Here is a 14,473-nt window from a genome sequence, read left to right on the forward strand (position 1 = left end):
CTTGTCGGCATCTTCAAGCGCGCGCTGATACTCGCCGATATCGCGCAAGGCGTTCGACCGATTGGCGTAGATCATCCCGTCATTCGGCGCATATTTGAGCGCTTCGGTGTAGTCGACGACGGAACGCTTGGAATCCCCGAGATTGCGATAGGCGACGCCGCGATTGATGAACGCCGCGGCGAGGTCTTCCCTGGCCAGCTGCCCGGACTCGATCGCCTTGGTGCAGTAGCCGATCGCGGATTTGTCATTGCCGCTGCGAAACTGCTCGTAGCAAAGCGTGTTGTCGTCAACGGCATCGGCATGGGCGACCGCCGGTGACAACCCGGCAATAAGAAAACTGGCAACCAGAAAACGCTTCATCCGTTTCCTCCACATGGAACGGACCGACCGTAGCCTTGTTCAAGGCCGGAGGGAACGAAGAGAGAGATACCCGCTTATCCTACTCCCACTCAATGGGTTTGGATCATGATAGCGCGCTGATTTTTCAGCGCGAATTTTTGGCGCCGCCGTCAAACGCGATTGTCCGTTGCGACAGAAGTTTCCGCTGCCGATTTTCAAGGACAATTCGCGCCATTCGGATTCGACCAGGTTGCGACCCTCCGCATAATACTTAGGTATTGCCCTAAGTGTTAGCTGCGCCTATAAAGGCTCACCGAATGGCCGCTCGAAGGCGCAATGCCTGGGGAGATCGCAGTGACACCAAAGATGGAGGGCAGCGCGGGACGGCGCAGCGGCGGGGTGCCCAAACCGGCCGTCGTGGATCGCGTCTTTCGCGCGCTATCGGACCCGACCCGGCGCGATGTTCTGGAACGGCTCACCTCGCGGTCAGCATCCGTGAGCGAGCTTGCGGCGTCCTACGACATGGCCCTGCCCTCGTTTGTGGAGCATCTCAGGGTGCTCGAAGGAAGCGGGCTCGTCCGGTCGCGCAAGATCGGCCGTGTACGCACATATGAACTCGCCCCTGAGCAGATGAAAGTCGCCGAGGACTGGCTCGGGCATCAACGCAAGCTCTGGGAACGACGCCTCGACCAACTCGACAGCTACTTGTTGAAAATGAAGCAGGAGGAATCCGAATGACATCGCCTATCATCAAGATCGACCCTGACCGGGATTTGGTGCTTGAGCGCGAGATCGACGTACCGGTCGAGCTCGTCTGGAAAGCCTGGACGACCCCGGAACATCTGCGCCAGTGGTTCGCGCCGAAGCCCTGGTCGATCACCTCCTGCGATCTGGATCTGCGTCCAGGCGGCGCGCTCAACTTCGTCATGCGGTCGCCGGAGGGGCAAGAGTACCCGAACACGCAATGCTATCTCGAAGTCACGCCGTTTGAACGGCTGATCCTCACAGACACATTGCAGGGCGGCTATAGGCCGTCGGCCGAGCCGTTCTTCACAGCGGTCCTGGAGTTCGCCAGGAACGGGGCGGGGACCCGCTACAAGGCCATGGCCATTCACGGTGACGGCGAAGCCCGAAAGAAACACGAACAAATGGGCTTCCACGATGGCTGGGGCACCGTGCTCACCCAAATGGTGGAATACATCAAGGTCGGAGGCGTGCGGCCCTAGCCCGGGACGTCGAACGTCAAAGGACACTCAGCGCGTGGAAGGCATATCTGCCAGCGCGCTGAGATGTCCGAATGGGTGGGTATACTGATCGAACTCAGACTGGCCTTTAAAAAGCGACCTTACCCCTCCGGCGCTCCAATCATGTCCACCCGCGTCGCATGCCGGCCGCCGTCAAACCGGCGAGCGGCTCTGTAACGCCCAGGCGATAGGCCATGATGTCGGCGGAAGAGCTTCGAAAACGCGGGCGCGGTCTCATAGCCGACACGGGTCGCAATCCGTGCAATCCCTTCGTCGCTTGTTTCGAGCAGAAACGCAGCCTCCGACATCCGGCGTGCGATCAGGTAGCGGTACATTGACTCGCCAACGAGCTGGGTGAAGCGTGCCGAAAATGCCGAACGACCAAGCCCCACTCTTTGCCCGAGGTCGCCAAGGGTCCACGGCCGATCCGGTCGTTCGTGGATCAACTTGAGAGCTGGTCCTATGTGAGGGTCCGCCATCGCCCCCAGCCACCCGCCTTCTCCGGGACCGAGAGACTTGATCCAGCTTCGCAGCACCTCGACGAAGAGCACTTCCGTCAGACGTGAGAGCGCGACGCCTTGGCCGGGGCGCTCAAGCGCCGCCTCGCTTACCATTCGCTGCAGAATCGCATCGAGCCACCCCCCGTCCTCCATCGGCTTCAGGAGAAGCACGGGCGGAAGTAATTCCAGTACGCTGCCTCGTGAGGGCCGCGCCACGGTGAAATTGCCGCAAATCATTATCGACTGCGGCTGCGCGCTTCCGCCGTGACGGACGACGCCAAGACGTCCGGTCGGCCGATCAAGGTCGAGCACCGGTAACGGCTCCGTCTGGCTATCCGAATAAATCAAATGCGGCTCGCCACGTGTGACGACAACAAAGTCGCCCTCAGTCATGTGGATTTCTTGTCCCTCTTCGAGCACGAGGGTAGCTGAACCACGACTGAGATAATGGAACAGGGCGTAAGGGCGCTCTGGCAATGCCAGGCTCCATGGATGGCCGAGCTCGAAGTGGAATAGCAAAGTCCCACCGAGGCGGATGCGATCAAGCACTTGGGCGAGAATGTCCATCCCCTCAACATGACACGGTGGACGGTCAGACACAATATTTGGACGATTGGTCTCTAACGTCCGAGCCCTTGTTCGTATTACTCCTCTCAAGGCGACCCAACAGGTTGCGGCAGGCAATTTGACATAGCGGCAGATGGAAGAGCCGCGACGTTGCCGAAAATCACGCCCATTCCGCGCCCCTCACGGTCCTCGTCTAACAGGAGCAATCAATGCGAAATCTTCTACTCTCAGTCGCCACTATCCTCATGGCCGGAGCAACAGGCGCCGCACCCGCCCAAGCGGCCCAATTGCCCAAGGGGGCGGCTCGCAATGTCGTGCTCGTCCATGGCGCTTTCGTCGACCAGACGAGCTGGAAGCCCGTTGCCGATATCCTCACGAAAAAGGGCTACAACGTAACGCTTGTCGAAAATCCGCTCACCTCCCTCGCAGCGGATGTCGATGCCACCAAACAGGCGCTCGCGAAGCAGAACGGCAAGACCGTGCTCGTTGGCCACTCCTGGGGCGGCGTGGTCATCACGCAGGCAGGTGATGATCCCAAGGTCTCGGCGCTCGTCTACGTATCCGCATTCGCGCCCGACGTGGGACAATCTCTGGCGACCTTAGCCAAGAGCGGTCCGGCGACTGAAGGCACGGCGGCGATTCATCCCGACGAAAAGGGCAACCTCTACATCGATCCCAAAGTGTTTCCTTCAGCCGTTGCGGCTGACCTTCCGCCGGAAATCGCCGAAGCTTTGGCAAGCCATCAGCTTCCATTGAACCACACAGCGTTCGAAGCCCCGGTCGATACAGCCGCCTGGCGCGACAAGCCGACGCTCTACGTGATCAGCACAAAGGACAAGGTTGTCGCGCCCGAGGTCCAGAAGATGTTCGCTACCATGATGCATGCCCAGACGACGGAGGTCGCGGGCAGCCATGCCTCGCTCGTCGTTCATGCGAAGGAAGTCGCTGAGGCCATTGAAAAGGCCACGCTCGTCAATTGACGATACTGCTCCCGGCACTTTCGTGCCGGGAGCACCCACGCGTACTCAGCGGACTATGGAAGGCCTCGGACCGCGAACTGCGCGGGCCCGTCCAAGACATCAGAAGCAGCAGCCATATCCTTGAGCAAGGTCTCGGCCGCTGCGTCACGCCGACTACTCTCCCTCGAATAGTGTGTGCCAAGCTTGCGGAGAACGACATGATCGACTTCGATACCCAAGCTTGGCCACCGATCCCAAGGAGGCGATCCAGAGCGTCGCGCGAGGGCAGCCCTGGACCGTCGTTCAACGACGGCGCTACCGCTCCAGCGCCCCGATCATCTCTACGCGCGTCGCATGCCGGCCGCCTTCGAACCGGGCGGTCAGGAACGCATCCACGATATCGAGCGCCAGCCCTTCGCCCACCACGCGCACGCCAATCGACAGCATGTTGGCATCGTTGTGCTGGCGGATCATGCGGGCTGAAAAGGTGTCTGCGCAGACGCCGCAACGGATGCCCTTTACCTTGTTCGCCGCCATCATGATGCCCTGGCCGGTGCCGCACAGGATGATGCCAAACCGGCAATCGCCCGAAGCGACGAGCCGCGCCGCCGCTTCGCCGTGTTCAGGATAGTGCGTGCTCTCCGGTGTCGTCGGTCCGATGTCGACCGCCGTCCAGCCCTGCGCCGTGATATGGGCGGCAATGACCTGCCGGAGCTGAATGGCAGCGTGGTCGCTGGAGAGGACGATGCGGTTGCTGGCTGTCATGGAGAAGTGGTCCTGTTTCCCGAAGCAATTTGATGGCTTGGCCGAGCCGGATCAACTCGCACCCCACTCTCACGCGATCGTTCCCGGCGCCTCACCTTGTGCAAATCTCCCGCACACAGGCTCGCAACCAGCGATGCGCCGGATCGGCATCGAGCCTCGGGTGCCAGAGCAGTGAAACCGAGATATCCGGAACGGAGACCGGGAGTGGAAAGCTATGCATTCCCTCGCGCAGGTTTCCTGTATGTCGTTCCGGAACGCTGGCGATCAGGTCAGTCGCGCGGGCGAGAGACAAGGCAGACGAAAAGCCGCCGACGACTGTCGCGATGTCGCGCTCCAGCCCGAGCATGGTCAAAGCGTCGTCGATCGGCCCCCGATCGAGGCCTCGTCGCGAGACGAGAATGTGCCTGCCGGCCGCATAGCGGGCGGGTGTAATCTTCCCCCGGCTCAACGCATGCCCCTTGCGCACGACACCGATGAAGCGGTCGCGGAAAAGCGCCTGTACGCGCACCTCCGGCCCTGTGGCCTCCCCCACGACACCTGTTTCCAGATCGACGGTCCCATCGCGCAGGGACGCGCTATCCCGGTCCAGCTTGGCTACGAAGCGAAGTTGCACGCCCGGAGCCTCCTCGCCGACGCGAGCAATGAGATCCGGCCCGAAATTCTCCACGAAACCTTCACTGGTCCGCAGCGCAAACGTCCGGACGAGTTGCTTGAGGTTGAGCTTCTCGGCAGGACGAAGCACCGCTTCGGCCTCCTGCACAAGCTGACTGACGCGCTCGCGGAGTTCTACTGCCCGTGGTGTGGGAACCAGGCCGCGACCAGCCCTGACCAGCAGCGGATCGCCCATCGCCTCTCGTAGCCGCGCCAGGGCCCGGCTCATGGCTGAAGGACTCAGCCGCAGCCGTCGGGCGGCGCGCGCAACGCTGCCCTCCGCGAGCAGCACATCAAGGGTGACGAGCAGGTTGAGATCAGGCTTCGACATATGCCGACCATAGCACAGCTCGGCCCTGATATAGCGTCAAACGCACGAATAAAGTGCAATTGTTGCCAGTTCCGCCATCTCGGGTGCCGGACTACCTTCGCGGCAGCCCGTTCGGGGCATTGCCGGGAAGCGGAGTACCTATCGATGACAATGACTGAAGAACGCAATGAGGCGGAGGCCGGAAGCATGCCTATGGCGACACCGGTCCGCTGGGCCCTGGCCAGCCTTTCGCTGTCCATGCTGATGCCTTCGCTCGATACCAGCATAGCCAATGTCGGCCTGCCGACATTGGCTCGAGCCTTCGACGCCTCTTTTCAGGACGTTCAATGGGTCGTGCTGTCCTATCTGCTCGCCATCACGACCCTGATCGTCAGTGCGGGGCGGCTCGGCGATATCTTCGGCCGCCGCCGGCTGTTGCTCCTCGGAATCGCGCTGTTCACGGCGGCCTCGGTCCTGTGCGGCGTTGCGCCAACACTCTGGCTGCTGATCGCCGCTCGCGTTGCGCAGGGACTTGGCGCGGCCCTCATGATGGCTCTTACCGTGGCCATGGTCGGCGAGACTGTTCCCAAGGCGAAGACCGGCAGCGCCATGGGTCTGCTAGGCACAATGTCCGCGATCGGCACCACCCTCGGCCCATCGCTCGGCGGCGTCCTGATCGCGGGACTCGGCTGGCCGGTTATCTTTCTCGTCAACCTGCCGCTGGGCCTCCTGAATTTTTTCCTCGCTCATCGCTACTTGCCCGTTGACCGCCGGGGGCCGAAAGCTGGCCGGGCAGACTTCGACGGTATCGGCACATTGCTGCTCGCACTGACACTCGCGGCCTATGCCCTTTCCATGACGATGGGTCGCGGCCAGTTCGGCCTGCTCAATATGGCCCTGCTGTCGGCTGCCGCTTTCGGGATTGGGTTGTTTGCATACTCGCAGACGAGGACGCCATCGCCTTTGCTCCGTCTGGAGATGTTCGGCAACAAGACGCTGTGCGCGAGCCTTGCCATGAGCGCGCTCGTCTCGACGGTGATGATGGCGACGTTGGTTGTCGGGCCGTTCTATCTTTCTCGCGCACTCGGCCTCGACGCGGCTCTTGTCGGCCTCACGATGTCGGCTGGCCCACTCGTCGCAGCGCTGACCGGCATACCGGCGGGCCGTATCGTGGATCAATTCGGCGCACCGCGCATGACCGCTGTCGGGCTGGTCGGAATGGTTGCTGGCCTGCTGGCGCTCTCCATGGCATCAGGCATATCCGGCGCCGCCGGTTACATCGCTGCCATTGTCGTGGTCACCGCCAATTACGCACTGTTCCAGGCAGCCAACAACACGTCCATCATGACGAATATCCGCCCGGATCAGCGCGGAGTCGTTTCCGGCATGCTCAGCCTCTCGCGCAATCTGGGGCTCATCACGGGCGCATCAGTCATGGGCGCGGTGTTTACTGCCGCTTCGGCGACGACCGACATCACGATGGCGCCGCCTGAAGCCGTCGCGAAAGGCATGCAGATCACCTTCGCGGTTGCGGGCGCCCTAATCGTCGTTGCGCTCGCAGCCGCACTCGCGACGCGCTCAGTTCGCCCCGCTATCGCGGAGAACGGCTAACACTCCAGGCCGTTCTCTCACTCCCACTCGATCGTTCCCGGCGGCTTCGAGGTCACGTCGTAGACGACGCGGTTGATGCCGCGGACTTCGTTGATGATCCGCGTGGAGACGTGACTCAGGAAGTCGTGGCTGAACGGGTAGTAATCCGCCGTCATGCCATCCGTCGAAGTCACGGCGCGGAGCGCGCAGACATAATCGTAGGTGCGCTCGTCGCCCATCACGCCCACCGTGCGGACGGGCAGCAGCACGGCGAAGGCCTGCCAGATCTCGTTGTAGAGCCCGGCGTGCCGGATCTCTTCGAGATAGATCGTGTCGGCCTTGCGCAGAAGTTCGAGCTTCTCGCGCGTGATCTCACCAGGCACGCGGATCGCCAGGCCCGGCCCCGGGAAGGGGTGACGCCCGACGAATTCTTCCGGAAGGCCAAGCTCCTTGCCGAGCACGCGAACTTCGTCCTTGAAGAGTTCGCGCAACGGCTCCACGAGCTTCATGTTCATGCGCTCAGGCAGACCGCCGACGTTGTGGTGGCTCTTGATGGTGACCGAAGGGCCACCCGTGAAGGAGACGCTTTCGATCACATCCGGATAGAGCGTGCCCTGCGCGAGGAATCCTGCGCCGCCGATCTTCTTCGCTTCCGTCTCGAAAACATCGATGAAGGTTGCGCCGATGATCTTGCGCTTCTGCTCCGGGTCGCTGACGCCTTCGAGCTTGCCGAGGAAGAGTTCGCCCGCATCCACATGCACGAGCGGAATATTGTAGTGATGACGGAACAGGTTCACCACCTGCTCCGCTTCGCCCGCGCGCAGGAGGCCGGTGTCGACGAAGACGCATTGCAGCTGCTCGCCGATCGCCTCATGCAGCAGCACAGCAACGACCGAGGAGTCGACACCGCCAGAAAGACCGCAGATGACCTTGCCGGAACCGACCTGCGCCCGCACCTTCGCGATCTCGTTCTCGCGGAAGGCGGCCATCGTCCAGTCGCCCTTGCAGCCGCAAATAACATGCGTGAAGTTGCGCAGCATGTCGCGGCCGCGCGGCGTGTGCGCGACTTCGGCATGGAACTGGATGCCATAGAAATGGCGCGTCTCGTCGGCGATGGCGGCGAAGGGCGCGTTGCGGCTCACCGCCACGACCTTGAAGCCCTCCGGAATCGCGACGACGCGGTCGCCGTGGCTCATCCAGACGGGTTCCTGTTCGTCGATAGTGAGCAGCCCTTCGAAGAGCTTGCAATCCTCGGTGACCGTGATGACGGCGCGGCCGAACTCGCGCTCTTCCGAGCTTTCGACCTTGCCGCCGAGCTGGGCGCACATGGTCTGCTCGCCGTAGCAGATGCCGAGAACGGGGAGCCCGCAGGTGAACACCCAGTCGTCCGCACGGGGCGAGCCGATGCCCGTCGTACTGGCCGGGCTGCCGGAGAGAATGATGCCCTTGGGCTTAAAGCTTTCGAGCAGGCCTTGTGTCCGGTTGAAGGGGACGATCTCGCAATAGACGCCGCTTTCGCGAACACGCCGCGCGATGAGCTGCGTGACCTGGCTGCCAAAATCGATGATGAGAATACGGTCGGTCATAATCAGCCTAGGGATTATTTGCGGGGGATGTGGAATTGAGCGCGGCGGCAAGGTCGGCCGTCTGCGTGCATGTCGGACAGGACAGGCGGAGGATGCGGAGCTTGTCTTTCGCACCGTCGGCCTTGCCGTCGGCAAGATCGATCTTTGCCGCGCCCAGCAGGGCGTCGGGCTCGGTCGGCTCGACCGCCAGCGCGAACTGGTAATATTTGCGGGCGACGTCGCGCTGGTTATGCGACTGGTAATAGCGGCCGAGCTGGGCCAGCGCACGGGCATTGGCCGGGTCGGCGACGATCGCTTCCTCGAGCAGGCGCCTGGCGCGGGGGCCATCGCCATCGGCAAGCGCCGTGATCCCCTTGTCGGCAAGGACGCGCGAAGCCTGCTGCGAGGCAGCGTTAACCTGCGCGGCAGCAGGCATGGAGACCGCCAGAAGCGGAGCCAGAATGCAGAGCGAGCGGAGGAAGGCGGCCGTCATCCGTGGGGGCCTCGAAGGGGAATGTGATCCGGTAGACCATCCCTGCCCGATTGCGTCAAGAGCCGTCCATGCCGCCATGATTTCATGTCTTTCGCTGCATGACGGCGACGAAAAAACCGTCCGTTCCGTTGCTCGCGGGCGAGAGCCGGAGGCCGAGGCCGGACGGCGCATCGGGCGCCGGCAGATCGGCTGGCCAGCTGGATTGCCAGGGCAGCTGCACGAAATCGTCGCGCGCGCCAAGGAAGGCAGCCACCCGGTCCTCATTCTCGGAGGGCAGCAGCGAACAGGTGACATAGACGAGCCGTCCACCGGGCCGCACGAGCCGCGCCCCACGCGCCAGCACTTCGGCCTGGGTCACCCTGTAACTTTCGAGCATTTCGGACGTCAGCCGCCACCGTGCATCGGGGCTGCGGCGCCAGGCGCCGGTGCCGCTGCAAGGCGCGTCGACCAGCACGTTGTCGGCCTTACCCTCGAGATCGGGGAAATCCGTGTCGGGACCTCCGGGCAGGATATGCGGCTTGATGAAACGCGTCTGAATGTTGCGTGTGCCCGCCCGCTGCGCGCGGGGCATCAGCTTGGCGAGGCGGCGTCGATCGGTGTCGCAGGCATGGATCTGACCGCGATTACCCATGAGCGCCGCAAGCGCCAGCGACTTGCCGCCGCCGCCCGCGCAGAGATCGACGACCTGCGCGCCGGGTGCCGCGCCCGCAACGAGGCATGCGAGTTGCGAGCCCTCGTCCTGCACCTCGACGAGCCCGTCGCGGAAGGCCGTGAGGCCCGCGATGTTGGCGCGGCTCTTCAGCCGGAGCCCCCAGGGCGAGAGCGGGCAAGGCTCCGTCTCGACATTCTCTGCGGCAAGGGCCTCCATCGCGGCCTCGCGCGTGCCCTTCAGCAGGTTGACGCGGAGATCGGTCGGGGCGCGCTCCATCAGCGCGGCCATTTCGGACTCGAGTTTGGCGCCGAAGGCGCGCTCGAATTCGGGATGCAGCCATTCGGGATAATTGAGCCGCACGAAGGCCGGTGCATCGGCTGCCGGGAGCGACGCGGCGCGGAGCGCGGCCGCTTCATCGGGCGCCAGCGCCGCGGGCGCATGCCGCGCTCCGTCGGCAAGCGCCATGGCGCCAGCGTGCCCCGCCCCGTCGATCAGCGCGACGGCGCCTAGCACCAGAAGGCGCGGCGCCTCGGACCCAAGGGCGGCAGCAAGCTGCGCGCGGTGACGCAGCACGCCATAGACGAGTTCGCTCACCGCAGCGCGATCCTTCGATCCCGCGAAGCGGCTCGCCCGAGCCCAGCCATCGAACACGCGATCGGCGGGGTGCCTCGTCTCGGCGATGGTTGAAAGAATATCGATCGCCGCCTGAAGACGGGCCCCGGGGGTCATGTTTCCGCCTGACTGAAGTTAGCTGCTGACGCCGGGATAGTTCGGCGCCTCGCGCGTGATCGTGACGTCGTGGACGTGGCTTTCGCGCAGCGACGCGGCGGAGATGCGCACGAACTGGGCACGCTCCTGGAAGTCCTTCACCGTCGCCGAGCCCGTATAGCCCATGGCAGCGCGCAGGCCGCCGACGAGCTGATGGATCACATTGCCGACCGGGCCCTTGTAGGGCACTTGTCCTTCAATGCCTTCGGGGACGAGCTTCAGCGAATCCTTCACATCCTGCTGGAAGTAGCGATCCGCCGAACCGAGCGCCATGGCGCCCACCGAGCCCATACCGCGATAGGCCTTGTAGCTGCGGCCCTGATAGAGGAAGACCTCGCCCGGGCTTTCTTCCGTGCCGGCGAAGAGCGAGCCGATCATGGCGCATTCGGCGCCCGCCGCGATTGCCTTGGCGAGATCGCCGGAGAACTTGATGCCGCCATCGGCAATCACCGGAACATCGGCCTTCCGCGCTACCTCGACCGCATCGAGAATGGCGGTGAGCTGCGGCACGCCGATGCCGGCCACGATGCGCGTGGTGCAGATAGAGCCCGGTCCGATACCGACCTTGACCGCGTCGGCGCCCGCATCGATCAGCGACTTGGCGCCGTCGCCCGTGGCGACATTGCCCGCAATGACCTGCGTGACGTTGGAAAGCTTCTTGATCCGCTGAACGGCCTCGGCGACGCGCGCCGAATGACCATGCGCCGTATCGACCACGATAACGTCGACGCCGGCGTCGATCAGCGCCTCGGTGCGGGCATAGCCCTCGTCGCCCACCGTCGTGGCAGCGGCGACGCGCAGGCGGCCCTGATCGTCCTTCGCAGCATTGGGGTGCAGCTGCGCCTTCTCGATGTCCTTCACCGTGATGAGGCCGATGCAGTGATAGGCATCGTCCACGACGAGGAGCTTTTCGATGCGGTGCTTGTGGAGAAGGCGCTTGGCCTCATCCTGCTTCACGCCGTCCTTCACCGTGATGAGGTTCTCTTTCGTCATCAGGTTACGGACCGGCTCTTGCAGATTGGTTGCAAAGCGCACGTCGCGGTTGGTGAGGATGCCGGCGAGCTTGCCCGAGCCTTCGACCACCGGAATGCCGGTGATGCCGTGGCGCTGCATCAGCGCGAAGGCGTCGGCCAGCGTCGCATCCGGCTCGATCGTCACCGGGTTCACGACCATGCCCGATTCGAACTTCTTGACCATGCGGACATTCTCGGCCTGCTCTTCGGCCGACATGTTGCGATGGAGAACGCCGATGCCGCCCGCCTGCGCCATCGCGATGGCGAGACGCCCTTCGGTAACAGTGTCCATGGCGGCGGAAATGAGCGGAATGCCAAGCGCGATCGAACGCGTCAGTCGCGTCTTTGTGTTGGCCTGACTTGGAAGGATAGAAGAGGCCGCAGGCAGCAAGAGAACGTCATCAAACGTCAGTGCTTCGCGGATCATTCGCCAACCTCCTGCCCTGCAATTGCGGGCTAAATCCAGATCATGTGTTGGCGGTGGCTTCTACCATCGTTGCTCAAGAATGCAAAGGAAGATTGGGCGACAAGCGATTTCGGCGCGTTTTGACGCGTCTCGATCCCGGCCCCGCGCCGCTCATCGGAAATTAAAGACCGTTCACTCAGAGTCTACGCTTTGCTTCCGAAAGCCTTGAGCCAACACATACATTTCTGCCGAATCGGCGCGACTCGCGGCCGGCTTCACATGGCGCACGTTCCTGAAGTGCTGCTTGAGCATCGTCAGAAGCTCGCTCTCCGTTCCACCGCGCAACACCTTGGCGCAATAGGTGCCGCCCTCGGTCAGCACTTCCGTGGCGAACTGGGCTGCCGCCTCGCAAAGCGCCATGATCTTCAGATGATCGGTCTGGCGATGGCCGGTCGCATGAGCGGCCATGTCGGAGAGAACCACGTCGGCCTCGCCACCCAATACGTCCTTCACCTGTTCGTCGGCGCCATCGGACAGGAAGTCGAGCTTCATGATGGTGGCGCCGGGCATGGGCTCCATGTCGAGAATATCGACGCCGATCACCCGCCCCTGCTTCTCGCCGCGCCCTTCGAGCGCCTTCACGCGCTGAACCGCGATCTGGCACCAGCCGCCCGGCGCGGCGCCCAGATCGACCACCCGGCCACCCGGCTTCAGGAAATGAAACTTGTCGTCCATCTCCGCAAGCTTGTAGGCCGCGCGCGAGCGAAAGCCTTCCTTCTTGGCGGCATGGACGTAAGGGTCGTTGAGCTGGCGCTGGAGCCAGAGCGTCGAGGACAGCGTGCGCTTCTTCGCCGTCTTGACCCGAACCTTGAGGGCGCGCGGCGCGTTGCCTTTCGTCAGACCCTTTGTGGGCTTCTTGCCTGTCATGCGGACCGTTCTCCTGCGGCGGCGCGACGGGCGCCGCGACGACGGCGGCGACGGCGGCGCGCGCGCGCCATATCTGCTTCCATGAGTGACAGAAGAATGCCTTCGCGCAAACCCCTGTCGGCAACGCGGAGCCTTTCGGCGGGCCAGGCGAGCGCGATGGCCTCGAAAATGGCGCAGCCCGCAAGCACCAGATCGGCCCGCTCGCGTCCCACGCAAGGATGCGCGGCGCGCGCCTGATAGTCGAGGGCGAGAAGATCGCGCGTCACCCGGTGAACGTCCTCCGGCGTGATCCAGATACCGTCAACCCTCGTTCGGTCGTAGCGCTCAAGGCCGAGATGAACGCCCGCGATGGTCGTCACCGTGCCCGAAGTGCCCAGAAGGTGGAAGCTCCGCTCCCCGTCCGCGCCGCGCGATGCCGTCAGCCTTTCGATGAAAGGCGCAATGCGCCCGCTCACCTCATCGACCATGCGGTCGTAGAGTTCGGGCGAAATGTCGATCCCGCCATGCCCCTCCGCCAGCGTGACGACGCCGCAGGGAAGCGAGGTCCAGTCCTCGATATGGGGACGGCCGTTCTTTCCCCCCTGCTGCCGGACCCAGATGAGTTCGGTCGAACCGCCGCCGATATCGAAGACCAGCGCGGACGAGCATTCGCGATCGAGCAGCGGCGCGCACCCCGCGACAGCAAGCTTCGCCTCATCTTCATTGGAGACGATTTCGAGGTCGAGCCCCGTGTCGCGCTTCACCCGGTCGATGAACTCCGCGCCGTTTGCAGCCCGCCGACATGCCTCGGTCGCGATGAGCCGCGCCCGGGTAACGCCCCGCCGCTTCATCTTCTCCGCACAGACGCGCAGCGCCTCGGCAGCGCGATTCATGGCGTCGTCGCTCAGGCGTCCGCTCGCCGTCAGCCCCTCGCCGAGGCGCACGATGCGCGAAAAGGCGTCGACCACCTTGAAGCCCTCGCGCGAGCGCCGCGCGATCAGCAGCCGGCAATTGTTCGTACCGAGATCGAGGGCGCCATAGACCTGCTCATCGCCGCCTCTCTGCGGCCGCTGCCCTTCCGCACGGCGATTGGCGCGCGGAGATTTGACCTGTTGGGCCGGCCGTTCGAGGCTCTTGGGCGATGGAGCGGAGGGACGCTGGAGCGGCGTTGAGGACTTCGCGGAATCCGGGCTCGGAGCAGCATTTTGCCCCCCCTTCCCACGGCGCGCACGCCGACGCCTGCGCCCCTTGCGAGGGGCGCGCTCGGTGGCAGCGCTATCGTTAGCCGGAGACGAAACCGCATTTCGGGCGTCGGATGACGCCACAACATGTTCCGCCTGACCGGCCTGGGGCGCTGGAGGGACATGACCCTCGCCGCCCCGGTCACCTTCTGGGTGCACGGTCGACCTGACCCGGGGAGCTGCGAATGTCCATCTGCGGACCGCGCTGCCAGCCGGGCTCCTGTTCTTTCAGTTGGGGAGGAGTGTAACAGGTCGGCCCGATGGGTAAAGCCGCCCGGCTCGCAACGTCGTAATATGCTGAATCATTTCAGGAAAGATTGGCTGGGGGACTAGGACCCCAGCGACAGAAATTTTTATCAACGATAACAAAAGCTTAACGGCTGGATTTTTCTGTGTAGCACACCTGTGTGTCGCACTCAATCAACCCGAAAAGCTGCAACGCTCTTCAAGTCGTCCGCCACATCACAACCATTAAAATTTTAGGATTCCACCAGAGGGGCTTTT

At 63.5% G+C, this 14,473-nt stretch carries 14 protein-coding genes; 4 read left to right on the top strand and 10 right to left on the bottom strand.

Annotated features, from left to right (window positions below):
- Positions 1-360, bottom strand: a 360-nt coding sequence (locus ABFC66_RS04080) for a tetratricopeptide repeat protein (RefSeq protein ID WP_346739688.1), incomplete at its 3' end; no start/stop codon positions are given.
- 345 nt (positions 361-705) lie between these two features.
- Between ABFC66_RS04080 and ABFC66_RS04085 the strand changes: the two genes are divergently transcribed.
- Together ABFC66_RS04085 and ABFC66_RS04090 are read left to right on the top strand one after the other, a co-directional pair.
- Entirely contained in the window at positions 706-1,077 is a 372-nt protein-coding gene (locus ABFC66_RS04085) for a metalloregulator ArsR/SmtB family transcription factor (RefSeq protein WP_346739919.1), read from the top strand.
- A complete protein-coding gene (locus tag ABFC66_RS04090) occupies positions 1,074-1,565 on the top strand; it encodes an SRPBCC family protein (RefSeq protein ID WP_346739689.1) in 492 nt (163 codons plus the stop codon). The genes ABFC66_RS04085 and ABFC66_RS04090 overlap by 4 nt, the downstream gene beginning before the upstream one ends.
- Positions 1,566-1,684: 119 nt before the next feature.
- Here ABFC66_RS04090 and ABFC66_RS04095 read toward each other — a convergent pair whose 3' ends face one another.
- A complete protein-coding gene (locus tag ABFC66_RS04095) occupies positions 1,685-2,650 on the bottom strand; it encodes an AraC family transcriptional regulator (RefSeq protein WP_346739690.1) in 966 nt (321 codons plus the stop codon).
- A 209-nt stretch (positions 2,651-2,859) separates the two neighbouring features.
- Between ABFC66_RS04095 and ABFC66_RS04100 the strand changes: the two genes are divergently transcribed.
- Complete coding sequence (locus ABFC66_RS04100) at positions 2,860-3,630, top strand: alpha/beta hydrolase (protein ID WP_346739691.1); 771 nt, start codon at positions 2,860-2,862, stop codon at positions 3,628-3,630.
- Between the two features lie 294 nt (positions 3,631-3,924).
- On the opposite strand, the gene rpiB is transcribed toward ABFC66_RS04100, so the two are convergent.
- A complete protein-coding gene (rpiB, locus tag ABFC66_RS04105; protein WP_346739692.1) occupies positions 3,925-4,374 on the bottom strand; it encodes a ribose 5-phosphate isomerase B in 450 nt (149 codons plus the stop codon).
- 91 nt (positions 4,375-4,465) lie between these two features.
- Positions 4,466-5,356, bottom strand: a complete 891-nt coding sequence (locus ABFC66_RS04110) for a LysR family transcriptional regulator (RefSeq protein WP_346739693.1) — start codon at positions 5,354-5,356, stop codon at positions 4,466-4,468.
- Between the two features lie 150 nt (positions 5,357-5,506).
- Here ABFC66_RS04110 and ABFC66_RS04115 point away from each other — a divergent pair, with 150 nt between their 5' ends.
- The gene (locus tag ABFC66_RS04115) at positions 5,507-6,946 is read left to right on the top strand and encodes an MFS transporter (RefSeq protein WP_346739920.1); all 1,440 of its coding nucleotides are present in this window, start codon (positions 5,507-5,509) and stop codon (positions 6,944-6,946) included.
- Positions 6,947-6,963: 17 nt separating this feature from the next.
- On the opposite strand, the gene guaA is transcribed toward ABFC66_RS04115, so the two are convergent.
- From guaA to ABFC66_RS04145, 6 genes are all read right to left on the bottom strand, one after another.
- A complete protein-coding gene (gene guaA, locus ABFC66_RS04120) occupies positions 6,964-8,511 on the bottom strand; it encodes a glutamine-hydrolyzing GMP synthase (protein ID WP_346739694.1) in 1,548 nt (515 codons plus the stop codon).
- A 7-nt stretch (positions 8,512-8,518) separates the two neighbouring features.
- Complete coding sequence (locus ABFC66_RS04125; RefSeq protein ID WP_346739695.1) at positions 8,519-8,983, bottom strand: hypothetical protein; 465 nt, start codon at positions 8,981-8,983, stop codon at positions 8,519-8,521.
- 82 nt (positions 8,984-9,065) lie between these two features.
- Positions 9,066-10,364: an RsmB/NOP family class I SAM-dependent RNA methyltransferase gene (locus tag ABFC66_RS04130; protein WP_346739696.1), complete on the bottom strand. Its 1,299-nt coding sequence runs from the start codon at positions 10,362-10,364 to the stop codon at positions 9,066-9,068.
- A gap of 18 nt (positions 10,365-10,382) precedes the next feature.
- Positions 10,383-11,843 carry an IMP dehydrogenase gene (guaB, locus tag ABFC66_RS04135; protein WP_346739697.1) on the bottom strand — a complete coding sequence of 487 codons (1,461 nt, stop codon included), beginning with the start codon at positions 11,841-11,843 and terminating at the stop codon, positions 10,383-10,385.
- A 171-nt stretch (positions 11,844-12,014) separates the two neighbouring features.
- Entirely contained in the window at positions 12,015-12,749 is a 735-nt protein-coding gene (locus ABFC66_RS04140; protein ID WP_346739698.1) for an RlmE family RNA methyltransferase, read from the bottom strand.
- Positions 12,746-14,053, bottom strand: coding sequence for a Ppx/GppA phosphatase family protein (locus ABFC66_RS04145; protein ID WP_346739699.1), 1,308 nt, complete (start codon positions 14,051-14,053; stop codon positions 12,746-12,748). Before ABFC66_RS04145 ends, ABFC66_RS04140 begins: the two co-directional genes overlap by 4 nt.
- Positions 14,054-14,473: the final 420 nt, after the last annotated feature.

Origin of the sequence: Parvibaculum sp. (genome assembly GCF_039680535.1) — a bacterium.
Classification (GTDB): Bacteria; Pseudomonadota; Alphaproteobacteria; order Parvibaculales; family Parvibaculaceae; genus Parvibaculum.